A 23,507-nucleotide genomic window follows, 5' to 3' on the forward strand; every position below is an offset into this window, starting at 1 on the left:
CGTGCAGCGGTGCCGGACGGGCGAGGCCGTCGGCTCAGGCGTTCTTGATCGCCGAGATGTCGAAGCTCAGCTTGATCTTGTCGGAGACCAGGACGCCACCCGTCTCCAGCGCCGCGTTCCAGGTCAGGCCCCACTCGGAGCGCAGGATCTCGGCCTTGCCCTCGAAGCCCACGCGCTCGTTGCCGAAGGGGTCCGTGGCGGCGCCGTTGAACTCCAGGTCGATGGTGAGGGGCTTGGTGGTGCCGAGGATCGTCAGGTCACCGGTGATGCGGTAGTCGTCGCCGCCCAGAGCCTCCGTCTTGGTGGAACGGAAGGTCATCTTCGGGAACTCCTCGACCTTGAAGAAGTCCGCGCTCTTCAGGTGACCGTCACGGTCGGCGCTGCCGGTCTCGATGCTCGCCATCTCCACGTCGAGGGTGGCGGTGGAGTTGGACGGGGCGGAGCCGTCCAGGTGCAGAGTGCCGGTGAACTCCTGGAAGCTGCCCTTGACGTTGGTGACCATCGCGTGCCGGGCCACGAAACCGAGGGTGGTGTGCGAGGGGTCGATCGTGTAGTCGCCGGTCAGGGCGGCCAGGTCCGGGTTCACGGGGGCCGGGGCGGTCGCGGTTTCGCTGCTCTTGCGGCTGAAGATGCCCATGATGTGTTCCTCCTGGGGACGGGGGATCGGATGATCACGTTGAATGTTCAATTACTTTCAACGAGACTCACTGTAGATGCATTCCCTTTAAAGTTCAACATCTTTGGCGGAGCGGTGCGAGTGGACCGGCCGAACGGGCGGGGCGCGGAGGGTCCCGCGGACGGGGGCGGCGGGAGGGGCCGCTCGCTCGACCGTACCGAAGGTGGGTCCCCCGGGTTGCCCACTTCCATGCCCTGTGCCGACTCGTTTCCGGCGCGGCTCGACCGGCTCCGACCGGTCCCGAGGGGCCCGCGGGATCCGCGAGCCGTACCGCTACCCTCTGCGGTGCGGACCGACCCGAACGGGCGAACCCCCGGAGAACATCTGGGATCGACCGGGCACGAGGGCGGGGAGAGGCCGCCGGACCGGTGAAATCGCAGGACGCCGGGCATTGGATCCGCAGGCGCGGCGCCCGCGGGGGAGTCCGCGCGGCGCGTGGCTGTGAGGGGCGTCTCAGTCCCGGAGTTTGTCGGACCCCTACAACGCGAACGCCCTCTGAGCAGTCGGAACGCCTGCACGCCGCCACGGTTCTGTTCGGTCGCACCAGGAAAACGGCCCCGAGACTGTGAGGAGTCGACGGCTCGCATTCCCGGGTGAGCTTCGTAAGGTCGCAGCATGACCGTTTTGGATGACGCACCGGGTGAGCCGGCCGACGCGCGCGGACGTGTTGCCGAACTGCACGAGATCCGTGCGCAGGCACTGGCCGGCCCGAGCGAGAAGGCGACCCGGGCGCAGCACGCCAAGGGCAAGCTGACCTCCCGGGAGCGCATCGAACTGCTGCTGGACCCGGGGTCCTTCCGCGAGGTCGAGCAGCTGCGCCGGCACCGGGCGACGGGCTTCGGTCTGGAGACCAAGAAGCCGTACACCGACGGTGTGATCACCGGCTGGGGCACCGTGGACGGCCGCACGGTCTTCGTCTACGCCCACGACTTCCGGATCTTCGGCGGCGCCTTGGGCGAGGCCCACGCCACCAAGATCCACAAGATCATGGACATGGCCATCGCGGCGGGCGCGCCGCTGGTCTCCCTCAACGACGGCGCGGGCGCCCGGATCCAGGAGGGCGTCTCGGCGCTCGCCGGCTACGGCGGGATCTTCCAGCGCAACACCAAGGCGTCCGGTGTCATCCCGCAGATCAGCGTGATGCTCGGCCCGTGCGCGGGCGGCGCGGCCTACAGCCCCGCACTGACGGACTTCGTGTTCATGGTCCGCGAGACCTCGCAGATGTTCATCACCGGACCGGACGTCGTCAAGGCGGTCACCGGTGAGGAGATCAGCCAGAACGGCCTGGGCGGCGCGGACGTGCACGCCGAGACCAGCGGCGTCTGCCACTTCGCCTACGACGACGAGGAGACGTGCATCGCCGAGGTGCGCTACCTCCTCTCGCTGCTCCCGCAGAACAACCGGGAGAACCCTCCGAGAACCGAGAACACCGACGCGGCCGAGCGCCGCGGCGACGCCCTGCTCGACCTGGTCCCGGCCGACGGCAACCGTCCGTACGACATGACCAAGGTCATCGAGGAGATCGTCGACGACGGGGAGTACCTCGAGGTCCACGAGCGCTGGGCGCGCAACATCATCTGCGCACTGGCCCGGATGGACGGCCAGGTCGTCGGCATCGTCGCCAACCAGCCCCAGGCGCTGGCCGGTGTGCTGGACATCGAGGCGTCCGAGAAGGCCGCCCGCTTCGTGCAGATGTGCGACGCCTTCAACATCCCGATCCTCACCTTCCTGGACGTCCCCGGGTTCCTCCCGGGCGTCGACCAGGAGCACGGCGGCATCATCCGCCACGGCGCCAAGCTCCTCTACGCCTACTGCAACGCGACCGTGCCCAGGATCTCGCTGATCCTGCGCAAGGCGTACGGCGGCGCGTACATCGTCATGGACAGCCAGTCCATCGGCGCCGACCTCACCTATGCCTGGCCGACCAACGAGATCGCCGTGATGGGCGCGGAGGGCGCGGCCAACGTCATCTTCCGCCGCCAGATCGCCGAGGCCGAGGACCCCGAGGCCATGCGGGCGCGCATGGTCAAGGAGTACAAGTCCGAGCTGATGCACCCCTACTACGCGGCCGAACGGGGTCTGGTCGACGACGTCATCGACCCCGCCGAGACCCGCGAGGTGCTGATCCGCTCCCTGGCGATGCTGCAGACCAAGCACGCCGACCTGCCCTCCCGCAAGCACGGCAACCCGCCGCAGTAGCCGACCGACCGAAGCAATCCGCCCAGGTAACCCGGCGGACCCCTCGCGGCAATCCCGCGGCCCTCTCTCCCAGGGAGACTGACACCCATGAGCACACCTGACATCCGCGTCGAGAAGGGCCACGCCGAGCCCGAGGAAGTCGCCGCCATCACGGCGATCCTCCTCGCCCGCGCCGCCGCCCGCCCCGCCCACGACGTCCCGGCCCGCTCCGGCCGCGCCAGGGCCGGCTGGCGCCGCCTCGAGCGCGAGCCCGGCTTCCGCGCCCCGCACAGCTGGCGCTGAGCCCGCAGCACGCCCTGAAGGGGCCCACCCGCCCGGGTGGGCCCCTTCCGCGTCCCCGCCCGCCGCCGGGGCAGCACCACGACATGAGAACGCCCCCTCCGGTCCGGAGGGGGCGTTCCCGCGTTCGTCGGCCGTACGGTCCGGCCGCCCCGGCTATCGGAGGCGTGCCATGAGGGCGTGTTCGACCAGAGTGATCAGCGCGCTCTTGGCGTCCGAGCGGTGCCGGGCGTCGGTGGTGATGATCGGGGCGTCGGGCCCGATCTGCAGTGCCTCACGCACCTCTTCCGGCTGGTAGGGCTGCTGTCCGTCGAAGCCGTTGAGGGCGACGACGAACGGCAGTCCGCTGTTCTCGAAGTAGTCGACGGCCGGGAAGCAGTCCGCCAGCCTCCGCGTGTCGACGAGCACGATCGCGCCGATGGCGCCGCGTACCAGGTCGTCCCACATGAACCAGAAGCGGTCCTGGCCGGGTGTACCGAAGAGGTACAGGATCAGGTCCTGGTCCAGGGTGATACGGCCGAAGTCCATGGCCACCGTGGTGGTGGTCTTGTCCCCGGTGTGGGTGAGGTCGTCGATGCCCGCTGAAGCGGACGTCATGACGGCCTCGGTACGCAGCGGGTTGATCTCCGAGACAGCACCGACGAACGTGGTCTTGCCCACGCCGAAGCCGCCCGCCACCACGATCTTCGCGGAGGTGGTGGAGCGGGAAGGACCGCCGCTAGAGCTTGCGAAGTCCACTGAGCACCCTTTCGAGCAGTGTCACGTCTGGCTGGCCGCCGGCGCTCTCGTCGCCGCCGGGCTGATGGATGGCGACCAGTCCTGCCTCCGCCAAGTCGGCGACGAGAATCCTGGCCACGCCGAGAGGGATGGTCAGCAGGGCCGAGATCTCGGCCACCGACTTGATCTCCCGGCAGAGGTGGCAGATCCGCTGATGCTCGGGCAACTGGCCCTGCATCTGGTGCGGCTGCGCGGTGGTGTGCACCAGTGCCTCGATGGCGAGCTGGTACCGCGGCCTGGTACGGCCGCCCGTCATCGCGTACGGGCGCACCAGGGGGTTGTTCGACGCCCCGGCGGGCGACGGCTCCGGGGTGCGGCGCTGCGGCTGCCCGGGCTGGATGTGCGGCGCATGCGGCTGCCCGTACGGCGAAGAGCCGGGGCCCTGCGGCGTGTACGGCCGGCCGTGGTTCGGCGGAGAGGGGTAGCCGTACCGGTTCTGGGAACCGTCGTTCTGACCCTGCGCAGGGTCGTACGACCAGTTGCCCGTAGACGATCCGCCTGGTGGTGTAGCCACTTTCTCCTCCTCCGACTGTGCCTGGCACCCATCACGTGGAAGCCGCGTCCCGAAACCTTACGGCCCCGGGACGCGAAACCGCACCGTCCGTTTGTCAGTTGAGCAGGCTCCCCTGGAGCTCCGCGCGAAGGTCCGGGGTCAGGACCGTGCCGGCGCGATCGACCAGGAGTGCCATCTCGTACCCAATGAGACCGATGTCCGCATCGGGATGTGCGAGAACGGCGAGTGAGGAACCGTCGGAAATGGACATGAGGAACAGGAATCCCCGCTCCATCTCCACAACCGTCTGGTTCACGCTGCCGCCCTCGAAGATCCGGGAGGCGCCCGCAGTCAGCGACGTCAGCCCGGAGGCCACGGCCGCGAGCTGGTCCGCGCGGTCGCGCGGAAATCCTTCGGACATCGCCAGAAGGAGTCCGTCGGCGGAGACCACCACCGTGTGGGACACCCCCGGGGTGTTGTCCACGAAGTTGGTGATCAACCAGTTCAGGTTCTGCGCCGCCTGGCTCATCGGGCTCACACTAACGCTCCTGGTTGTAGGTGCTGTCAGGCCCACTGCGGTGATTCCCAGTGGCCTGGCCGTTCGTTTCACTGCCTGCGTTGCGGCCCTGTTGGACGCCGCGCCGCAGGTTGCTCAGCCTGCCCCGGATGTCCTCCGGGGCGCGGGAGACCTGGGGGCCTCCCTGAGGGGTGGTTTCGGCGGCGCCCTCGACCAGGTTGGCCTTGGGAACACGGCGCGGCAGCCCGGATGAGGTCACCCCGCCCGCCTTGGGCCTCCGCAGCGAGGATGCCTGCTGCCAGCGCTCGTCGTTCGCCGAACGCCAGGAGTCGTCGCCGTCGCCCTGCCGGGCCGGAACCGAGGCGGCAGCGGGAGCCGGAGCCGTGGGCTCCTGGTTCGCGCGCCGCTTCTCACCGGCGCCGCCCGTGGAGGCTCCACGGCGCGGAAGCCCGGCATCGGTCAGCTCGTGGGAGGCGGAGTGGGCCGGACCCGGACGGTTGAAGCCTACGCTGTCCTGCGCCGCTGCGTCAGCGGCCGGTGCGGACTCCGCCTCCGGGGACGCGGCGGGGTACTGCGCCGGGTAACCGTTCTGGTAGCCGTCCTGCTGCGGCCAGTCGTCCTGCGGACGCTGCTCGCCGAAGGCCGGGAAGGCCCCGGGGCCGGCCGGGCCGCCCGTCGTCCGATCGTCCTGGGCCGGCTCCGCGTAGGAACCGTCCGGGTAACCGCCGTTCGACGAGAAGGAGTCGTTCTGCGGCAGCTGGGCGCCCGGCGCGTAGTACGAGTCGTCGTACGCCGATTGCTGCTGTCCTTCGTACGGCGGCTGCTGTCCGTTGCCGTAAGCCTGCTGGTCGAAACCGGCGGGCTCCTGCTCCGGGTAACCGGCCGGTGCGCCCTCGAAGTTCCGGGTGTCGCCGGCGCCCTGGCCGTCGCCGTAACCCTGCGGGGCGGCGGCGAACTCGTCGGGGTAGGCAGCCTGCCCGGAGCCGTTGCGGTCACCGGACGCCTGCGGGTCGGGCAGCGCGGGCTGCCGGCCCTGCGGGTCCAGGGCGGCCCGTCGCTCCCCGCGCATCAGCGAACGGCCGACCGGGTCCAGGTCGCGGAGGTCGTCCGGGACCTCGTAGCGGCTGTCGTCGAAGCCGAGCTCCGCCGCCGTGCGCAGCGGCGGCTGCTGCTGGCTGAAGTCCTCGCCCGGGTAGGTGTTCTGCTCCGGGATGATCTGGGAGACCGTGAACTCGTCGCGGTCGGGCTGCGTCTCGCCACCGCCGCCGTGGGTGATCGCGTCCGGCAGCATGACCAGCGAGGTCGTACCGGCCTGCTCGCCCGAGGGGCGCAGCTGGACCCGGATGCCGTGCCGGTCGGACAGCCGGCCGACCACGAACAGGCCCATGCGCTGCGAGATCGCGACGTCCACGGTCGGCGGGTTGGCCAGCTTGTGGTTGATGTCCGCGAAGTCCTCGGCGGTCAGGCCGATGCCCTTGTCGTGGATCTCGATCATCAGGCGGCCGTCGGGAAGACGGGTCGCAGTGACACGGACCTTGGTCTGCGGGGAGGAGAACGTGGTGGCGTTCTCCAGCAACTCGGCCAGCAGGTGCACGAGGTCGGTCACCGCGCGGCCGTGGATCTCGGCCTCGGGGACACCGGACAGCTCGATGCGCTCGTACTGCTCCACCTCGGAGGAGGCGGCGCGGATCACGTCGACCAGCGGGACCGGCTGGTCCCAGCGGCGGCCCGGCTCCTCGCCGGCGAGGACGAGGAGGTTCTCACCGTTACGGCGCATACGCGTGGCCAGGTGGTCCAGCTTGAAGAGGTGCTCCAGCTGGTCCGGGTCGGCCTCGTTGTTCTCCAGGCCGGTGAGCAGGGTCAGCTGGCCCTCGATCAGCGACTGGTTGCGGCGCGAGAGGTTGGTGAAGATCGCGTTGATGTTGCCCCGCAGCAGCGCCTGCTCGGAGGCGAGCCGGACGGCCTCGCGGTGGACCTGGTCGAAGGCGCGGGCGACCTCGCCGATCTCGTCCGTGGAGGTGATCGGGATCGGGGTGACCCGGGTGTCGACCCGGCCGGGGTCGGTGCGGGAGAGCTGGTCGACCAGCATCGGCAGCCGCTGCTCGGCGATACCGAAGGCGGCGTGGCGCAGCTTGCGCATGGAGCGGCTCATCTGGCGGGCCACCATGCCGGCCAGGATGAACGCGGCGAGCAGGGCGATCACGACGGCGCTGCCGGTGACGAAGGCGTCGCGCTGCGCGTCGCCGGCGATGGCGGAGGCTTCATCCACCGCGGCGTCGGCGAGGTCCGACTCGATCTCGCTGTAGCCGTCGTACTTGAGGGTGTTGACCGCCCAGTAGTTCTCGACGGTGATGCCGCGGCCGGCCATCTCGGTGCGGGCGGCCGGATCCGTGGTGCCGAGCCGCGCGACCTCCGAGATCAACGTGACCGGGTTCTCGGGCGGCGGCACGTAGTCCGGGTCCGAGGCGGCCTTCTCCTTGGCCAGGTCCGCGCCGTCGGCCTTGATCTCCTGCTCGAGCTGCTTCAGCTTGGCGGTGTCGGCCGCGGTGCCGCCGCCGAGGTACTCCTGGACGGCGATGTTCTCGAGGTAGGCGTAGGACGAGAGGGCGACCCGCTGGCTGGCGAGCTGGCTGTCGGTGGGGCCGGGCTTCACCAGCAGGTGCGTACCGATGGACCGCTGGAGCGACAGGGCCGCCTTGCTCAACGAGATCGCGTAGACCGTACGGCCGTAGCTGGTGACGTTGCCGGTGCCCAGGCCGAGTTCGTTGGCGAACTGCATCAGCGGGTTGGCTATCTGGACGTAGCCCTCTTCGGTCTCCACGCCCTTGAGCTTGGAGGTGTACGCGGCCTGGCGCAGCGGTGTGAGCTTGGGCTCCGCCTCGCGCAGCAGTTCCAGCCGGCGCTCCAGGCCTCCCTTGGCGGGCATGGACTGGGCCGCCGCGTCGAATTCGTCGGCCGCCTTGTCCGTCTCGGCACGCGCCTTGACGACGGTCGGGTCGTCCGCGCCCTTGCCCTGCAGCAGCGGGGCCGCGGTGAGGTCCCGCTCGAGGTAGAGGGCGTTGGCGTAGCTGAGGGAGGCCCGTACCAGACGCGCGGTGTTCTCCGCGTCCTCGGCCTCCTGCCACGTGTCGATCGAGCCCTTCACCTGGAAGCCGCCCATGACCAGGCCGACCAGCACGGGGATGAGCAGGATCGCGTTCAGCCTGGTGGCCACCCGCCAGTTGCGGGGGGAGAAACGGCCGCCACTCGGGGCGGGCGCGGCCGTCGGTTCCGTGTCGTGCACGGGGGAGGGAGCCGCTGCGCGCGGCGGCGGGGTGAAGTTGCCCCGGGCCGACGGCTCGGGACTGTTCGTGCTTCGCCTCACTCGACCAACAACCTCTCAGCGGTCGGCACCAACGTTGTGCCGCAGTGTCTCAGAGCCCGGCGGGCCAACGACTGCTGAGTGCGTCTTTGACCAATGGGCAGTCCAGGCATTCCAGCATGCCCACCAGTCCTCTTCCAAACAGCGGAAGAGAAGGTTCCGGCGTGATGTAAACCGCAGATAAAACGGTCAAAAAGAATGAGCCCCGTCAAAAGGCGGGGCGGTCGTGCGCACAGTGGCACCGCTCGAACGCATCGCGTGTCGGCCCTGGCCGATTCCTCTGCCGAAACGTTATGAACACCGGGGCCGGTCGTGTCCAAGGACACAACCGGCCCCGGTTCGTCTACGACAACTGCTGTATGCCGTGGTTGCCTTCGGCTACCGGAGGCGTGCCATGAGGGCGTGCTCGACCAGAGTGATCAGCGCGCTCTTGGCGTCCGAGCGGTGCCGGGCGTCGGTGACGATGATCGGGGCGTCGGGCCCGATCTGCAGTGCCTCACGCACCTCTTCCGGCTGGTAGGGCTGCTGTCCGTCGAAGCCGTTGAGGGCGACGACGAACGGCAGTCCGCTGTTCTCGAAGTAGTCGACGGCCGGGAAGCAGTCCGCCAGCCTTCGCGTGTCCACCAGTACGACCGCGCCGATGGCGCCGCGTACCAGGTCGTCCCACATGAACCAGAAGCGGTCCTGGCCGGGTGTACCGAAGAGGTACAGGATCAGGTCCTGGTCCAGGGTGATACGGCCGAAGTCCATGGCCACCGTGGTGGTGGTCTTGTCCCCGGTGTGGGTGAGGTCGTCGATGCCCGCTGAAGCGGACGTCATGACGGCCTCGGTACGCAGCGGGTTGATCTCCGAGACAGCACCGACGAACGTGGTCTTGCCCACGCCGAAGCCGCCCGCCACCACGATCTTCGCGGAGGTGGTGGAGCGATTCTCGGAGACCGTCCCGCCGCTAGAGCTTGCGAAGTCCACTGAGCACCCTTTCGAGCAGTGTCACGTCCGGTGCGCCGGTGGTCTCGTCGCCACCCGGCTGATGGATGGCCACGAGCCCCGCTTCCGCGAGGTCCGCCACCAGGATCCGGGCCACGCCCAGCGGCATGTTCAGGAGCGCCGAGACCTCGGCGACCGACTTCACCTCACGGGTCAGGTGGCAGATGCGCTGGTGCTCCGGAAGGAGTCCCATGAGCGCTGCCGGATCGGCCGTCGTGCTGATCAGCGCCTCGATGGCCAGCTGATAGCGCGGCCTGGTCCGGCCACCGGTCATCGCATAGGGACGTACCAGTGGCTGATCGCCCTCGTCCTCGTACGGCTCCGCGTACGGATCATGAGAAGCGGTGGGCGGGGTCATGGGTCCTCCGGGCGGGACAGCAAGTCGGTCGGTCAAGCCGTCTGACGGGGCCGGTGGGGGGATTGTGGCGGCCGGACGGTGATTTGGTGAGACGGGTGGTGCCGGGGCCGGTCAGTGGAGCAGACTTCCCTGTAGCTCGGCGCGCAGGTCCGGGGTGAGGACCGCTCCCGCACGATCGACCAGGAGCGCCATCTCGTAGCCGACGAGACCGATGTCGCAATCGGGGTGGGCCAGGACGGCCAGAGACGAACCGTCCGAGACGGACATGAGGAAGAGGAAACCCCGCTCCATCTCGACGACCGTCTGTGCGACGCTGCCGCCTTCGAAGATGCGGGAGGCGCCGGCGGTCAGGGAGGTCAGTCCCGACGCCACGGCCGCGAGCTGGTCCGCGCGGTCGCGCGGGAAACCCTCCGACATCGCCAGGAGGAGTCCGTCGGCGGACACGACGACGGTGTGGGACACCCCGGGGGTGTTGTCCACGAAGTTGGTGATCAACCAGTTGAGGTTCTGTGCCGCCTGGCTCATCGGGCTCAACTAACGCTCCTGCTGGTGAGTGGGTCGGGGGAAGCTGCCGGTCTGGGACGACGAACCGGCCTGACGACCCTGTGCGATACCTCGACGGAGATTGGTCAGCCGGCCGCGTACGTCATCGGGCGCACGGGAGACCTGCGGACCACTCTGGTGGGGCTGCTGCTGAGCCGTGCCCGGGACGAGGTTCGCCTTGGGCACCCGGCGCGGCAGGCCGGATGTGGTGACGCCGCCCGCGGCCGGCTTCCGGACGCGTTCGGCCTGCCGGACCAGCTCGTCGTTGGGCGAGCTGCGCCAGGTGGCGGCAGCGGACCGCTGCGGGCCGGTCGGCCCCTGCGGCTGCTGCTGCGGTGACTGCTGCTGCGGCTGCTGTTGCGGCTGCGGCTGCTGTGCCGGAGCCGGGGGATTGCCCTGCTCCTCCTGCGCACCATGGAACCAGTTGGTCTCCAGGGTGTCGTACAGCGGCGTGCGCCCGTCGCCGGGACCGGACGCCGGCGGCAGTGCCCAGGCGTCGCTCTGCCCGCGGCCGTTGTCGGGCCGCTGGGGGGCGGGCGCCTGGCCCGGCTGGGGACGGTCCGGCCGCTGCTGCGGGGCCGGGGGACGCCGGTTGCCGAGGCCGGGTTCCTGCGCCCCGTTGAGCTGCGGACGCTCGAACTGGCCGGTGGAGGCCGGGTCCGCGAGGTTCGGCCGCTCCGGGGCGGGGTACCGCGCGGGAGCGCCGTCGCCCCGGCCCGGGTACTGACCGGTGGAACCGTTGTCGTACGAGCCGTTGCCGTTGCCGTAGGACCCGCTGTCGTAGCCCTGCGGGGCCGGGAACTGACCGGTCTGGGACGGGTTCTGCCCGGTGCCCTGACCGTTGTAGCGGTCCGCCGGGGCGCCGTAGAGGTCGCCGCGGACGAACTGGCCGGTGTCCTGGGCGCCGTTCGCGCCGGGCCCGCCGTACTGGCCGGTGTGCTGCGGGGCACCGTGGCCCTGCCGGTCGTCGAACCGGGGCATCTCGGACGTGGGGCCGGCGCCGTGCTGGTCGTCGAACCGCGGCATGGCGTTCGTCCGGGCGGCGCCCGGCTCGTCGTGGCCGCGCGGGGCGTCCAGCGAAGCCCGGGGTACCGGCGGCTGGGCGTTCTCGTCGCTCCAGCTGGGCACCCGCGGCTGCTGGTCGCCGCCGGGCAGCTCCGCGCGCGGAGCGTTGCCGCGCGGCGGCAGCTGCGGACGACGGCCGCGCTCGGCGTTGCCCTTGTCCCGCTGCTGGGGCACGTCGCCCCGGCCGCCGAACAGGTCCTGGCCCTGCGCACCGCCCTGACCCGCGGACTGCATCCCCTGCGGGGCACCCGGGGCCTGGCCGCCGTAGCCGGCACCCGCGCCGGCCGGAGCCGGACGGCCCTGTGACGGAGCGGAGGGGGCGCCCCCCTGCTCGAACAGCGACGGGGCGGACGACCTGCCCGGCTGGCCCTGCGGCCCACGCGCCCCGCCCGGGGCACCCGGGCGGCCCTGGCCGTCCCGTCCGGGCAGTGCGGCCCGCGGACCCTGGCCGGCGGCGAGCCGGCCACCGCCGGGCGCACCGGCGCCGAGAGCACCGCCACCGGACTGACCGCCGGCGGACCGGCGGGCCGCCGCGGCACCGGCCGCGGCCTGCGCGGCGGCGGGACCGCCGACACCCGGCTGACCGGGCTTGCCCTGGGGCCTCTTGCCGCCCTGGGCGACATCGACGGGCAGCATGACCAGCGCGGTCGTACCGCCGGAGTCGGACGGACGGAGCTGGATGCGGATGCCGTGCCGCTGCGACAGCCGGCCGACCACGAACAGACCCATGCGGCGGGAGACGGAGACGTCCACGGTGGGCGGCGCGGCGAGCCGTTCGTTGATCGCCGCCAGGTCCTCCGGGGACAGGCCGATACCGGTGTCGTGGACCTCGATCAGCACCCGGCCGTCGGGCAGCGCGTGACCGGTGACCTTGACCTTGGTCTGGGGGGAGGAGAACGAGGTCGCGTTCTCCAGCAGCTCGGCGAGCAGGTGGACGAGGTCGTTGACGACCCGGCCGGCCACTTCGGTGGTCGGCACGGCGGTCAGTTCGATGCGCTCGTACTGCTCCACCTCGGACGCGGCGGCACGGAGCACGTCGACCAGCGGGACCGGGCGGGTCCACCGGCGTCCGGGCTCCTCACCCGCGAGGACCAGCAGGTTCTCGCCGTTCCGGCGCATACGGGTGGCGAGGTGGTCCAGCTTGAACAGCGAGGACAGCTGGTCCGGGTCGGCCTCGCGGGACTCCAGTTCGGAGATCAGCGACAGCTGACGCTGGATCAGACCCTGGGAGCGGCGCGAGAGGTTGGTGAACATCGCGTTGACGTTGCCCCGCAGCAGGGCCTGCTCGGCGGCGAGACGGACCGCCTCGCGGTGCACGTCGTCGAAGGCCGCGGCCACACGGCCGATCTCGTCCCGGGAGTGCACACCCACCGACTCCACGGACGTGTCGACGTCCTGCGGGTCGGACTCGGACAGCTGCTTGACCAGCTCGGGCAGACGTTCCTGGGCGACCTTGGTCGCGGTGTCCTCGAGGCGGCGCAGCGAGCGGATCATGGAGCGGGCCACGACGAAGGCGCCGACCAGCGAGACACCGAGCACGATCAGGATCAGCGCACCGGAGATGATCGCGTCGCGCTCGGTGGCGCTGCGCAGCTCACGGGCCTTCTGTTCCATCTCCTCGAGCAGTTGGAGCTCGATGTTCTTCATCTGCTGGATCTTGGTGGAGCTGTCGTCCAGCCAGTCACGGTAGGACCGCTTGCCCATCGACCCCAGACCGTCGGCCGACACCAGGGCACGGGTCGCGAACTTGTCGGTGGCCTGGATCGTGTCGTTGCCGTCCTCGACGGGCGCCAGCAGCTCGGTGGCCGAGTCCTCGCCGTAGATGCTCTTGAAGCTGCGCACCTCGGACTTCTGGCTCTCCAGCGCCGACTGGGCGTAGAGCCGGTCGTTCTCGGCGAGATCGCCGAAGCTGGTGTTGTTGGCGGGCAGTGCCGCCGCGAGGACCGCGCGCTGGATCGACGCGTACTCCTTGGCGGCGGAGAAGGCCCCCAGGGCGCGGGTGCGCTGGATCATCTCGGAGTTGCTGGTCGCCTCGGCCATGTCCTGGGAGAGGTCGATCAGGTTCTCGATCAGACGGTGGTAGGCCTCGACGGTCTGGGTGGAGTTGCCCTTAGACAGATAGGCCGTGTTGCGGATCTTCTCGAGGTCGCCCAGGTCACCGGCGAGCTGGACCAGGTTGTCGCGGACACCGGTGAGATTGCCGTCCCGGCTGGCGTTGTTGATCTCCTCGGAGCTGTCGAGGAAGTTCTTCCGGGCGCGGTCGGTCTTCTCGCGGTGGCCCTTGACCCCGAAGTCGGTGGCCTTGCCGCCGTGCGCCAGCGGGCCGGCCGACTGGTCGCGCTCCTCCTGGAGCGCGGCGGCGAGCTCGGTGGCCTCCTGGGTCATGTCCGTCAGCAGCTTCATGTTGTCGAGCTGCTGGATGTCGTCCATCGACTGGTTGATACGCAGACCGCCCAGCGAGGTGGCCGCGACCACCGGGAGCGCGAGCAGCGACACCAGTCGGGTGGAGATCCGCCAGTTGCGCAGGGCTATGCGCGGCCCCGGGCCGGTAGGGCCCTTGGGGGGCTTCGGCGCGGCCGTGGGAGCCCCCTCCGGTTTCGGGGGCGCGGAGCCGGGGCGGCCGGACCTGTCTCCGCCCTCACCGTTGGCCGACGGACCCTGGTTCTGGTTCTGGGCGTGCTGGGGCGAGGAGCCGACGGCCATGGGGCCATTCCCGCCGTGCTCCGGCTCCGCCGAAGCGCTGCCATCCCTCTTGAAACGTCCCTGCACTAGCGTCGCAACCTCTGGACCAGGCGCCCCTCCGCGCGAACGGCGGGACACGGTGTCGGCGTCATAGGGGCGCCCTGAATACGCCCCCGTGGTGGTCGTGAGTGACCGGCGCGGGTTCCCCCTTGTCCACCGCCGTGTTGGCGCTTTCGTGCGCCCCCTGTGCGCCGGATCGAAATCTGCGGCGGTCGCTGGGATTCCAGCACAGTGCGGGATCTCCCAACAAGGCCCGTGGGGTATGCCGTGACTTACATGACACCACGTGAGGGAGGGGTCACTCGGCGTAGAAAGTGATCTCGAGCAAAGGGGGCGAAGGGGGGTGATTCCGCCAGGGTGATCCGCTGTCCCAGTCGCGATGATCAGGAGCGGAATGATGGGTTCAGGGGGTCAATGTCCGTTTCGGGGGAGTGGGGCACCGGCCCGGATTGGGGTGGTTTGGCCGTTGATCCGTGAGCAAACTCACACGCATGGCGCAGCCTTCGACGGCGGTCGGCGGGGAATCGCATGTTTAGCCTGGCGCTTTACAGACATGGCACAACAGACAACCCGCGCCCGAAGGGCGGTCCCCGGACCCCGTCGGACGCCCGCGAACAGGACAGGGCCGAGTAAACAGTGAAGACGACGATGATGTTCCACAAGATCGCCAACCCGCGACGCACGACGCTGGCGCACCTCGACGGCGCCGCCGAACTGCAGACGCCGGTCCTCCAGGAGCACACCGTCGAACTCCCGGCCCAGACTGCCAACCCCAGGCGCACCATCCTCATGGAGATCCCGGTCGCGGCCGGCGCCGCGAACCAGTAGGCCTGTCGCCGGCACCCCTTCGGTACCGGCACCGACTGGTACGGGCACCGGCCCCGTAACGCTCAAAGGTCCCGGAGATGTCCACAGCGGCCCGGAGCGGCCCCGCGGCGTCCCCTCCCCAGGGGGCGCCGCTCTTTGCTGCGCCCGTCGCCGCACCCGGTCGATGCGCGGCGGGTGCGAGGGGGCGGTACGCGGCTCGATGCGCGAGGCGCGCGCGCCCTGCCGCGTTAGCCTGGAGCGTCAGACTCCAGCCAGCTCAGTCAAGGGGCCAAGCATCCCGTGCGCATCGCCAGATTCTCCATCGACGGGAACGTCGCCTTCGGCGCGGTCGAGGGTGACCAGCAGGACGAGCTCGTCCTGGACATCATCAAGGGCATCCCGTTCACGGACTTCGAACTCTCCGGTACCAAGGTCCCGGTGAGCAAGGTCAGGATGCTGCCCCCGGTGCTCCCCAACAAGGTGGTCGCCTTCGGCCGCAACTACGCGGAGCACGCCAAGGAGATGGGCAACGAGGTGCCCGACGCCCCGTTCGCCTTCTTCAAGCCCGCCACCTCGGTGATCGGCCCCGGCGACGAGATCCAGTACCCCTCCTTCTCCCAGGAGGTGCACCACGAGGCCGAACTGGCCGTGGTGATCGGCCGGCTCTGCCGCGAGGTGCCGCGCGAGCGCGTCAAGGACGTGATCTTCGGTTACACCTGCGCCAACGACGTCACCGCCCGCGACGTCCAGCGGCGCGAGACGCAGTGGGCGCGGGCCAAGGGCTTCGACACCTCCTGTCCGCTCGGCCCCTGGGTGGAGACGGACCTGGACCTCGCCGCCGCCTCGGACCTCACCCTCCAGCTCACGGTCAACGGCGAACAGCGACAGCTCGCCCGCACCAGCGAGATGATCCACTCCATCGAGGACCTGATCGTCAACATCTCCGAGGCGATGACGCTGCTCCCCGGCGACGTGATCCTCACGGGCACCCCGGCCGGCGTCGGCCCCCTCAACGTCGGCGACGAGGTCGCCGTCACCATCGAAGGCATCGGCACTCTCACCAACAAGGTTGTCAAGCGTGGCTAGCGCAGCAGGTTCCCCCGCCCCCGTACGCGTCCGTTTCTGTCCGTCGCCCACCGGCAACCCCCACGTGGGCCTGGTCCGCACCGCCCTGTTCAACTGGGCGTTCGCCAAGCACCACCAGGGCACCCTGGTCTTCCGTATCGAGGACACCGACGCGGCCCGCGACTCCGAGGAGTCCTACACCCAGCTGCTCGACTCGATGCGCTGGCTCGGCTTCGACTGGGACGAGGGCCCCGAGGTCGGCGGCCCGCACGCGCCGTACCGCCAGTCCCAGCGCATGGACGTCTACGCCGACGTCGCCGCCAAACTCCTCGACGCCGGCCACGCCTACCGCTGCTACTGCTCCCAGGAGGAGCTGGACAGCCGCCGCGAGGCCGCCCGCGCCGCCGGCAAGCCCTCCGGGTACGACGGCCACTGCCGCGAGCTGACCGACGCCCAGGTCGAGGAGTACAAGGCCCAGGGCCGCGAGCCGATCGTCCGCTTCCGGATGCCCGACGAGACGATCACCTTCACCGACCTGGTCCGCGGCGAGCTGACCTTCACCCCGGAGAACGTCCCGGACTACGGCATCGTGCGCGCCAACGGCGCCCCGCTGTACACCCTGGTCAACCCGGTCGACGACGCCCTGATGGACATCACCCACGTCCTGCGCGGCGAGGACCTGCTCTCCTCCACCCCGCGCCAGGTCGCCCTGTACAAGGCGCTGACCGAGCTCGGCATCGCGAAGCGGACCCCGGCCTTCGGCCACCTGCCGTACGTGATGGGCGAGGGCAACAAGAAGCTCTCCAAGCGCGACCCCCAGGCGTCGCTCAACCTCTACCGCGAGCGCGGCTTCCTCCCCGAGGGCCTGCTCAACTACCTCTCCCTGCTCGGCTGGTCGCTCTCCGCCGACCAGGACATCTTCACGATCGAGGAGATGGTCGCGGCCTTCGACGTCACCGACGTCAACCCCAACCCGGCCCGCTTCGACCTCAAGAAGTGCGAGGCGATCAACGCCGACCACATCCGCCTGCTCGACGTGAAGGACTTCACCGAGCGCTGCCGGCCGTGGCTGAAGGCCCCCGTGGCCCCCTGGGCCCCGGAAGCCTTCGACGAGGCCAAGTGGCAGGCCATCGCGCCGCACGCGCAGACCCGCCTGAAGGTGCTGTCGGAGATCACGGACAACGTCGACTTCCTGTTCCTGCCGGAGCCGGCCTTCGACGAGGCCTCCTGGAGCAAGGCGATGAAGGAGGGCTCCGACGCCCTGCTGCGCACCGCCCGCGAGAAGCTGGACGCCGCCGACTGGACGTCGGCCGAGTCCCTGAAGGAGGCCGTCCTGGCCGCCGGTGAGGCCCACGGCCTCAAGCTCGGCAAGGCGCAGGCCCCGGTCCGCGTCGCCGTCACCGGCCGCACGGTCGGCCTGCCCCTCTTCGAGTCCCTCGAGGTCCTGGGCAAGGAGACGACCCTGGCCCGCATCGACGCGGCCCTGGCGAAGCTCGCCGCGTAGTCCCAGGGAGCGGTCGCACGGAGCGGTCGCGCACCGCATCCGTGCGGCGGCAGGGCGGGGGGCGGCACCCGGAAGTACGGGGTGCCGCCCCCCGCCCGTTGTCGGTACCGTCGGTCCCATGGCGATCCGAGCAGTTGTCTGGGACGTGGACGACACCCTCTTCGACTACACCTCCGCCGACCGCGAAGGCATGCGGGCGTACCTCCTCGCCGAGGAACTGCTCGCCCGGTACGCCTCCGTGGAGGAGGCGCTGGCGCACTGGCGGGAGGTGACCGACGCGCAGTGGGCCCGGTTCGCCGCGGGCGAGGTCGACTTCGAGACCCAGCGCCGCGACCGCACCCGGGTCTTCCTGGAGCGCGAGCTGACCGACGCCGAGGCCGACGACTGGTTCGGGCGCTACCTGGTGCACTACGAGGCCGCCTGGTCCCTGTTCCCGGACGTCCTGCCGGTCCTCGACGCGCTCGCCACCAGCCACCGGCACGCGGTGCTGTCCAACTCCAGCCTCCACGTCCAGGACCCCAAGCTGCGCGCCCTCGGCGTCCACGACCGCTTCGAGGTCATCCTGTGCGCCGCCGAGCTGGGGGTGTCCAAGCCCGAGCCCGGCGCCTTCCTGGCGGCCTGCGAGGCCCTGGCACTGCCGCCCGACCAGGTCGCGTACGTGGGTGACCATCCGGAGATCGACGGCCGGGGCGCCGCGGAGGCCGGGCTGCTGTCGGTGTGGATCGACCGCGGCGGCGCGTACGCGACCGCCGAGCCGCCCGTGGGGCCGCGCAGGATCGTCTCCCTCGGCGAACTCCCCGCGCTCCTCGGCGGGGATACCCGTTTTGGAGCCAGGTCCGGCATCGGGTAATGTTCTTCCTGCGCCGCGGGGGTCCGGGCCGGAAGGTCAAAGCCCTCAAGCGCACAGCTAGAACAAGAACCCTTAGGGGCTTGCGTTCCAGTGGCCTATGGTGTAATTGGCAGCACGACTGATTCTGGTTCAGTTAGTCTTGGTTCGAGTCCAGGTAGGCCAGCTCGCAGAGCTCATCTGCAAAACGCGGATCTCATCCGCAGGCCCCCGTTGTGTAGCGGCCTAGCACGCCGCCCTCTCAAGGCGGTAGCGCCGGTTCGAATCCGGTCGGGGGTACAGATCCATCCCGCGAGGGCGACCGGGTAGCTCCCACGTCCTCACGGTGACATCACCCGGCTCCGGCCGGGTGAGGATCGCTAGGGCCCCCGTTGTGTAGCGGCCTAGCACGCCGCCCTCTCAAGGCGGTAGCGCCGGTTCGAATCCGGTCGGGGGTACTGACTGGTCTAAACCGTCATTGGTCTATGGTGTAATTGGCAGCACGACTGATTCTGGTTCAGTTAGTCTTGGTTCGAGTCCAGGTAGACCAGCTCGGGCCTGCGGTAACGCAGTGTCCAGGCCCCCGTTGTGTAGCGGCCTAGCACGCCGCCCTCTCAAGGCGGTAGCGCCGGTTCGAATCCGGTCGGGGGTACAAAGAAGAAAGCCCTCCACTTCGGTGGAGGGCTTTCGTCATGTATGGACGCCTCTGCGATTCCGTAGGTCCGGGGGAGGGCCTGCCGCGGCGTTGAGGCGGGCCCGGGCCCCCGGGGACGGGATGGACGGATGACGAGGGGTGGCGAGGGTCAGGAGCGGCGCAGCGCCTCGGAGAGGCGGTTCGCGGAGTCGATGACGGCCTGGGCGTGCATCCGGCCCGGGTGGCGGGTCAGGCGCTCGATGGGCCCCGAGACCGAGACGGCGGCCACCACCCGGTTCGACGGGCCGCGCACCGGCGCGGAGACCGAGGCGACACCGGGCTCGCGCTCACCGATCGACTGCGCCCAGCCGCGGCGCCGGACACCCGACAGGGCCGTCGCCGTGAAACGGGCGCCCTGCAGGCCGCGGTGCAGACGCTCCGGCTCCTCCCAGGCCATCAGGATCTGCGCGGAGGAACCGGCCTTCATCGTGAGCGTGGAGCCGACCGGAACGGTGTCCCGCAGACCGGACAGACGCTCCGCCGCGGCCACGCATATACGCATGTCGCCCTGACGGCGATAGAGCTGGGCGCTCTCGCCGGTGACATCGCGCAGATGCGTGAGCACCGGGCCCGCCGTGGCGAGCAGCCGGTCCTCGCCGGCCGCCGCGGCCAGCTCGGCCATGCGCGGGCCGAGGATGAACCTGCCCTGCATGTCGCGCGCCACCAGCCGGTGGTGCTCCAGGGCCACGGCCAGGCGGTGGGCCGTGGGTCGTGCCAGTCCGGTGGCGCCGACCAACCCCGCGAGGGTGGCCGGACCGGACTCCAGAGCGCTCAGGACGAGGGCCGCCTTGTCCAGAACGCCGACGCCGCTACTGTTGTCCATGAAACGATACTTGCGTCTCACTCTGTGAAACGCAAGTTCAATTTTCCGTAGGACGCGCCACTCTTGACGTACACAGTCATCAACACAACGGCCCGTGAATCACCGGGTCCGGCGGCGACGACCCGGAAATCAGGGGTGGGGCGCCGTCTCCTCAAGGATCTCTAGTTGGGCCGGCGCACCTTTGCCGGCCGGAGGGAAAGCGATGGGTAGGACACTCGCGGAGAAGGTCTGGGACGACCACGTCGTCCGGCGCGCCGAGGGCGAGCCCGACCTCCTCTTCATCGATCTGCACCTGCTGCACGAGGTGACCAGCCCCCAGGCCTTCGACGGCCTGCGCAAGAGCGGCCGCAGGGTGCGGCGCCTCGACCTCACCATCGCGACCGAGGACCACAACACCCCGACCCTCGACATCGACAAGCCCATCGCCGACCCGGTCTCCCGCGTCCAGCTGGAGACGCTGCGGGCGAACTGCGCCGAGTTCGGCGTCCGGCTGCACTCGCTGGGCGACGTCGAGCAGGGCGTCGTGCACGTCGTCGGACCCCAGCTGGGTCTGACCCAGCCCGGCATGACCGTGGTCTGCGGAGACTCGCACACCTCCACGCACGGTGCGTTCGGCGGCCTGGCCTTCGGTATCGGCACCTCCCAGGTCGAGCACGTACTGGCCACGCAGACGCTGCCGATGGCCCGTCCCAAGACCATGGCGATCACCGTCGACGGCGAACTGCCCGACGGTGTCACGGCCAAGGACCTGATCCTGGCGGTCATCGCGCGCATCGGCACCGGCGGCGGCCAGGGCTACATCCTGGAGTACCGCGGAGAGGCCATCGAGACGCTCTCGATGGAGGCCCGCATGACCATCTGCAACATGTCGATCGAGGCCGGCGCCCGCGCGGGCATGATCGCCCCCGACGAGACCACCTTCGAGTACCTCAAGGGTCGTCCGCACGCCCCGCAGGGCGAGGACTGGGACGCGGCCGTCGCCTACTGGAAGACGCTGCGCACCGACGACGACGCCGAGTTCGACGCCGAGGTCGTCATCGACGCCACCGAGCTGTCCCCGTTCGTCACCTGGGGCACCAACCCGGGTCAGGGCGCACCGCTGTCGGCAGAGGTCCCCGACCCCGCTTCGTACGAAGACGCCTCGGAGCGCTTCGCCGCCGAAAAGGCCCTGGAGTACATGGGGTTGGAGGCCGGCCAGCCGTTGCGCTCCATCGGCGTGGACACCGTCTTCGTAGGCTCCTGCACCAACGGGCGGATCGAGGACCTGCGCGCCGTCGCGGACATCGTCAAGGGCCGCAAAGTCGCCGACGGAGTACGGATGCTGGTCGTCCCGGGCTCCGCGCGGGTGGGTCTGCAGGCGGTCTCCGAGGGTCTGGACGTGGTCTTCAAGGAGGCCGGCGCCGAGTGGCGGCACGCGGGCTGTTCCATGTGCCTGGGCATGAACCCCGACCAGCTCGCCCCCGGTGAGCGCTGCGCGTCCACCTCCAACCGCAACTTCGAGGGCCGGCAGGGCAAGGGCGGCCGCACCCACCTGGTGTCCCCGCAGGTCGCCGCCGCCACCGCGGTCCTCGGCCACCTGGCCTCCCCGGCCGATCTCGCCGCCGACACCCGTACGCCCGCTGGAGTCCGATAGCCATGGAAGCATTCACCACGCACACCGGCCGAGCCGTCCCGCTGCGCCGCAGCAACGTCGACACCGACCAGATCATCCCCGCCCACTGGCTCAAGAAGGTGACGCGGGACGGGTTCGAGGACGGGCTGTTCGAGGCCTGGCGCAAGGACCCGGAGTTCGTGCTCAACCGTCCCGAGCGCGAGGGCGCCACGGTCCTGGTCGCCGGCCCCGACTTCGGCACCGGCTCCTCCCGCGAGCACGCCGTCTGGGCGCTGCAGAACTACGGCTTCAAGACCGTGATCTCCTCCCGCTTCGCCGACATCTTCCGTGGCAACTCGCTGAAGAACGGCTTGCTCACCGTCGTCATCGAGCAGAAGATCGTGGACGCGCTGTGGGAGCTCACCGAGCGGGACCCGCAGGCCGAGATCACCGTCGACCTCGAGGCCCGCGAGGTGCGCGCCGAGGGCATCACCGCCGCTTTCGAACTCGACGAGAACTCCCGCTGGCGGCTGCTGAACGGGCTCGACGACATCTCCATCACCCTGCAGAGCGAAGCGGACATCGCCACGTACGAGGCGAAGCGCCCGTCGCACAAACCGCGGACGCTCACGGCGCAGAACGCCTGAGGCGAAGTCCAGGCGGCAGGTCGACTTTCGGCCACCCCCACCCCCTCCCGTACCCCCGATCGGTCCGATCGGGGGTACGGCCGTGTCTGCACCCATTCGGACCCGCGCGTCCCCTTGAGGCCTTGCAACTTCCCACGTTATGAAGGTGGTTGCCGGGGTACACGTGTCACGTGCGCGTGGCCTCGGAGTGTGCTCGAACCGCCGTCCGAGGCTGCAGTTGCCCCCTGCGCAGGCGACAACTCACCCCAGATGGCACAATCTGTGCATGGAACGCGACGGCCAACTCGAGCTCTACGCGGAAGTCGCGGTCCGGCTCAAAGAAGCGCATGCAAGGGTGCGCGCACTGCAAGTCCCGGAGGGCGTACGGATGGCGCTGACCCGGAAGCTGCTGGTCATTACGGCTGCGGCCAAACACGATCTCGCCGGTGCGGCAAAGCGGCTGGAGCGGTTCATCGCGGACCTCGACGAGGGCCGATTTCCCGAAGAGGAACGCTGAACAGCTCGAGGCGGCCGAGTTCGTTGCGGCACAAGGGTGATAAGCCCGTTTCGTGTTTGATTTGCGGTATATATCTGCCTAACGTGCGAAAATGCTTGAACGGATTCGTTCGGGCGATGTCTCCGAAGGGGAAGACGTGAACAAGGCGCAGCTCGTAGAAGCGATTGCCGACAAGATGGGCGGGCGCCAGCAGGCGGCCGATGCCGTCGACGCGGTCCTGGATGCCATCGTCCGCGCCGTGGTCGCGGGTGACCGGGTCTCGGTCACCGGCTTCGGTTCGTTCGAGAAGGTCGACCGCCCCGCCCGCTACGCCCGCAACCCCCAGACCGGCGAGCGGGTTCGGGTCAAGAAGACCTCGGTGCCGCGCTTCCGTGCGGGCCAGGGCTTCAAGGACCTGGTGAGCGGCTCGAAGAAGCTGCCGCGCGGTGGCGAGGTCGCCGTCAAGAAGGCACCCAAGGGCAGTCTGTCCGGAGGGGCTGCCGCGACGGTGAAGAAGGCCGCCGCCAAGAAGGCCACCGCCAAGAAGACGACGGCGAAGCGGGCCGCGGGAAAGGCGGCCGCGGCCAAGAAGACCACCGCCGCGAAGAAGACGACCGCCAAGAAGGCCGCCGTCAAGACGGCCCCGGCCGCCACCAAGACCACCGCCGCGAAGAAGACGGCCGCCAAGAAGGCCCCGGCGAAGAAGGCGACGGCCACGAAGGCGCCCGCCAAGAAGTCCACCGCACGCAAGACCACCGCCAAGAAGACCAGCGCCCGCAAGAAGTAGCGGCAGCGAAGCGGTACTCACGCGCCGGGCCGGACTCCGTCACGGAGTCCGGCCCGCGGTGTGCCGGTCAGAACGTGCCGGTCAGAACGTCTGGAGCGTCACCAGGGTGATCCGCCGGGCCTCGCCCTCGCCCCGGGTCTCGATACGCACGCGCTGTCCGGGGCGCAGCAGCCTCAGGCCTCCCGCGTCGAACGCCGGCGCGTCGAAGGGCACCGGAGTGCCGTCGTCCAGCAGCACCTGGCCGCTGCGGCTCTCGGGGTCGTAGGTGTACGCGGTCGCCTGCATGGCCGC

21 protein-coding genes and 5 tRNA genes are annotated in these 23,507 nt (G+C 69.9%); 15 read left to right on the forward strand and 11 right to left on the reverse strand.

Translation table 11 applies throughout. The features are described 5' to 3' along the window. Positions 1–34: 34 nt before the first annotated feature. Positions 35–637, reverse strand: coding sequence for a YceI family protein (locus OHB56_RS29725; RefSeq protein WP_326754904.1), 603 nt, complete (start codon positions 635–637; stop codon positions 35–37). Positions 638–1,291: 654 nt separating this feature from the next. Here OHB56_RS29725 and OHB56_RS29730 point away from each other — a divergent pair. Continuing rightward, complete coding sequence (locus OHB56_RS29730) at positions 1,292–2,875, forward strand: acyl-CoA carboxylase subunit beta (protein ID WP_326754905.1); 1,584 nt, start codon at positions 1,292–1,294, stop codon at positions 2,873–2,875. 87 nt (positions 2,876–2,962) lie between these two features. Beyond that, on the forward strand, positions 2,963–3,157 hold the full coding sequence (locus OHB56_RS29735) for an acyl-CoA carboxylase subunit epsilon (protein ID WP_055592630.1): 195 nt from the start codon (positions 2,963–2,965) through the stop codon (positions 3,155–3,157). 153 nt (positions 3,158–3,310) lie between these two features. On the opposite strand, the gene OHB56_RS29740 is transcribed toward OHB56_RS29735, so the two are convergent. The 8 genes from OHB56_RS29740 to OHB56_RS29775 form a co-directional block, all read right to left on the reverse strand. Further along, entirely contained in the window at positions 3,311–3,892 is a 582-nt protein-coding gene (locus tag OHB56_RS29740; protein ID WP_055625732.1) for an ATP/GTP-binding protein, read from the reverse strand. Beyond that, a complete protein-coding gene (locus OHB56_RS29745) occupies positions 3,873–4,445 on the reverse strand; it encodes a DUF742 domain-containing protein (protein WP_406356616.1) in 573 nt (190 codons plus the stop codon). The genes OHB56_RS29740 and OHB56_RS29745 overlap by 20 nt, the downstream gene beginning before the upstream one ends. A 94-nt stretch (positions 4,446–4,539) precedes the next feature. Then, a complete protein-coding gene (locus tag OHB56_RS29750; RefSeq protein WP_042168317.1) occupies positions 4,540–4,953 on the reverse strand; it encodes a roadblock/LC7 domain-containing protein in 414 nt (137 codons plus the stop codon). A gap of 10 nt (positions 4,954–4,963) precedes the next feature. Next, entirely contained in the window at positions 4,964–8,305 is a 3,342-nt protein-coding gene (locus tag OHB56_RS29755; RefSeq protein ID WP_406356617.1) for a nitrate- and nitrite sensing domain-containing protein, read from the reverse strand. 375 nt (positions 8,306–8,680) lie between these two features. Next, positions 8,681–9,271 carry an ATP/GTP-binding protein gene (locus OHB56_RS29760; RefSeq protein WP_326754908.1) on the reverse strand — a complete coding sequence of 197 codons (591 nt, stop codon included), beginning with the start codon at positions 9,269–9,271 and terminating at the stop codon, positions 8,681–8,683. Continuing rightward, complete coding sequence (locus OHB56_RS29765; RefSeq protein WP_042167979.1) at positions 9,252–9,647, reverse strand: DUF742 domain-containing protein; 396 nt, start codon at positions 9,645–9,647, stop codon at positions 9,252–9,254. The genes OHB56_RS29760 and OHB56_RS29765 overlap by 20 nt, the downstream gene beginning before the upstream one ends. Positions 9,648–9,758: 111 nt before the next feature. After that, entirely contained in the window at positions 9,759–10,172 is a 414-nt protein-coding gene (locus OHB56_RS29770) for a roadblock/LC7 domain-containing protein (RefSeq protein WP_030611534.1), read from the reverse strand. Positions 10,173–10,181: 9 nt separating this feature from the next. Beyond that, positions 10,182–14,024, reverse strand: coding sequence for a nitrate- and nitrite sensing domain-containing protein (locus tag OHB56_RS29775; RefSeq protein ID WP_406356620.1), 3,843 nt, complete (start codon positions 14,022–14,024; stop codon positions 10,182–10,184). A 609-nt stretch (positions 14,025–14,633) separates the two neighbouring features. On the opposite strand from OHB56_RS29775, the gene OHB56_RS29780 reads away from it, so the two are divergent. The 9 genes from OHB56_RS29780 to OHB56_RS29820 all read left to right on the forward strand — a co-directional run bounded on the left by OHB56_RS29780 (position 14,634) and on the right by OHB56_RS29820 (position 18,851). Continuing rightward, a complete protein-coding gene (locus OHB56_RS29780; protein ID WP_055594895.1) occupies positions 14,634–14,825 on the forward strand; it encodes a hypothetical protein in 192 nt (63 codons plus the stop codon). A 279-nt stretch (positions 14,826–15,104) separates the two neighbouring features. Continuing rightward, on the forward strand, positions 15,105–15,890 hold the full coding sequence (locus OHB56_RS29785) for a fumarylacetoacetate hydrolase family protein (RefSeq protein ID WP_055625736.1): 786 nt from the start codon (positions 15,105–15,107) through the stop codon (positions 15,888–15,890). Further along, a complete protein-coding gene (gene gltX, locus OHB56_RS29790) occupies positions 15,883–17,373 on the forward strand; it encodes a glutamate--tRNA ligase (protein WP_406356622.1) in 1,491 nt (496 codons plus the stop codon). The genes OHB56_RS29785 and gltX overlap by 8 nt, the downstream gene beginning before the upstream one ends. A gap of 118 nt (positions 17,374–17,491) precedes the next feature. Then, entirely contained in the window at positions 17,492–18,223 is a 732-nt protein-coding gene (locus OHB56_RS29795) for an HAD family hydrolase (RefSeq protein ID WP_326754911.1), read from the forward strand. Between the two features lie 91 nt (positions 18,224–18,314). Next, a tRNA-Gln gene (locus OHB56_RS29800) sits at positions 18,315–18,386 on the forward strand. A gap of 40 nt (positions 18,387–18,426) precedes the next feature. Next, a tRNA-Glu gene (locus OHB56_RS29805) sits at positions 18,427–18,499 on the forward strand. Positions 18,500–18,584: 85 nt separating this feature from the next. Further along, positions 18,585–18,657: transfer RNA gene (locus tag OHB56_RS29810), tRNA-Glu, on the forward strand. Between the two features lie 21 nt (positions 18,658–18,678). After that, positions 18,679–18,750, forward strand: a tRNA-Gln gene (locus tag OHB56_RS29815). A gap of 28 nt (positions 18,751–18,778) precedes the next feature. After that, positions 18,779–18,851: transfer RNA gene (locus tag OHB56_RS29820), tRNA-Glu, on the forward strand. Positions 18,852–19,002: 151 nt separating this feature from the next. On the opposite strand, the gene ndgR is transcribed toward OHB56_RS29820, so the two are convergent. After that, positions 19,003–19,716 (reverse strand): IclR family transcriptional regulator NdgR, encoded by a 714-nt coding sequence (ndgR, locus tag OHB56_RS29825; protein ID WP_055594891.1) that lies wholly within the window; start codon positions 19,714–19,716, stop codon positions 19,003–19,005. A gap of 202 nt (positions 19,717–19,918) precedes the next feature. Between ndgR and leuC the strand changes: the two genes are divergently transcribed. From leuC to OHB56_RS29845, 4 genes are all read left to right on the forward strand, one after another. Continuing rightward, positions 19,919–21,349, forward strand: coding sequence for a 3-isopropylmalate dehydratase large subunit (leuC, locus tag OHB56_RS29830; protein WP_326754912.1), 1,431 nt, complete (start codon positions 19,919–19,921; stop codon positions 21,347–21,349). Positions 21,350–21,351: 2 nt separating this feature from the next. After that, entirely contained in the window at positions 21,352–21,954 is a 603-nt protein-coding gene (gene leuD, locus OHB56_RS29835) for a 3-isopropylmalate dehydratase small subunit (protein ID WP_326754913.1), read from the forward strand. A 265-nt stretch (positions 21,955–22,219) separates the two neighbouring features. Continuing rightward, positions 22,220–22,450, forward strand: a complete 231-nt coding sequence (locus tag OHB56_RS29840) for a hypothetical protein (RefSeq protein ID WP_326754914.1) — start codon at positions 22,220–22,222, stop codon at positions 22,448–22,450. 136 nt (positions 22,451–22,586) lie between these two features. After that, on the forward strand, positions 22,587–23,216 hold the full coding sequence (locus OHB56_RS29845) for an HU family DNA-binding protein (protein ID WP_326757175.1): 630 nt from the start codon (positions 22,587–22,589) through the stop codon (positions 23,214–23,216). 81 nt (positions 23,217–23,297) lie between these two features. Here OHB56_RS29845 and OHB56_RS29850 read toward each other — a convergent pair whose 3' ends face one another. Next, on the reverse strand, positions 23,298–23,501 hold the full coding sequence (locus tag OHB56_RS29850; protein ID WP_055572423.1) for a hypothetical protein: 204 nt from the start codon (positions 23,499–23,501) through the stop codon (positions 23,298–23,300). Between the last annotated feature and the right edge of the window lie 6 nt (positions 23,502–23,507).

The organism is Streptomyces sp. NBC_01635 (assembly GCF_045209715.1).
GTDB lineage: Bacteria > Actinomycetota > Actinomycetes > Streptomycetales > Streptomycetaceae > Streptomyces > Streptomyces hirsutus.

Excerpts from the sequence above, each read along its gene's own strand:
- OHB56_RS29725 (WP_326754904.1), bottom strand. The coding sequence starts at position 637 with ATGGGCATCTTCAGCCGCAAGAGCAGCGAAACCGCGACCGCCCCGGCC.
- OHB56_RS29730 (WP_326754905.1), top strand. The coding sequence starts at position 1,292 with ATGACCGTTTTGGATGACGCACCGGGTGAGCCGGCCGACGCGCGCGGA.
- OHB56_RS29735 (WP_055592630.1), top strand. The coding sequence starts at position 2,963 with ATGAGCACACCTGACATCCGCGTCGAGAAGGGCCACGCCGAGCCCGAG.
- OHB56_RS29750 (WP_042168317.1), bottom strand. The coding sequence starts at position 4,953 with ATGAGCCAGGCGGCGCAGAACCTGAACTGGTTGATCACCAACTTCGTG.
- OHB56_RS29765 (WP_042167979.1), bottom strand. The coding sequence starts at position 9,647 with ATGACCCCGCCCACCGCTTCTCATGATCCGTACGCGGAGCCGTACGAG.
- OHB56_RS29770 (WP_030611534.1), bottom strand. The coding sequence starts at position 10,172 with ATGAGCCAGGCGGCACAGAACCTCAACTGGTTGATCACCAACTTCGTG.
- OHB56_RS29795 (WP_326754911.1), top strand. The coding sequence starts at position 17,492 with ATGGCGATCCGAGCAGTTGTCTGGGACGTGGACGACACCCTCTTCGAC.
- ndgR (WP_055594891.1), bottom strand. The coding sequence starts at position 19,716 with ATGGACAACAGTAGCGGCGTCGGCGTTCTGGACAAGGCGGCCCTCGTC.
- leuC (WP_326754912.1), top strand. The coding sequence starts at position 19,919 with ATGGGTAGGACACTCGCGGAGAAGGTCTGGGACGACCACGTCGTCCGG.
- leuD (WP_326754913.1), top strand. The coding sequence starts at position 21,352 with ATGGAAGCATTCACCACGCACACCGGCCGAGCCGTCCCGCTGCGCCGC.
- OHB56_RS29840 (WP_326754914.1), top strand. The coding sequence starts at position 22,220 with ATGGAACGCGACGGCCAACTCGAGCTCTACGCGGAAGTCGCGGTCCGG.
- OHB56_RS29850 (WP_055572423.1), bottom strand. The coding sequence starts at position 23,501 with ATGCAGGCGACCGCGTACACCTACGACCCCGAGAGCCGCAGCGGCCAG.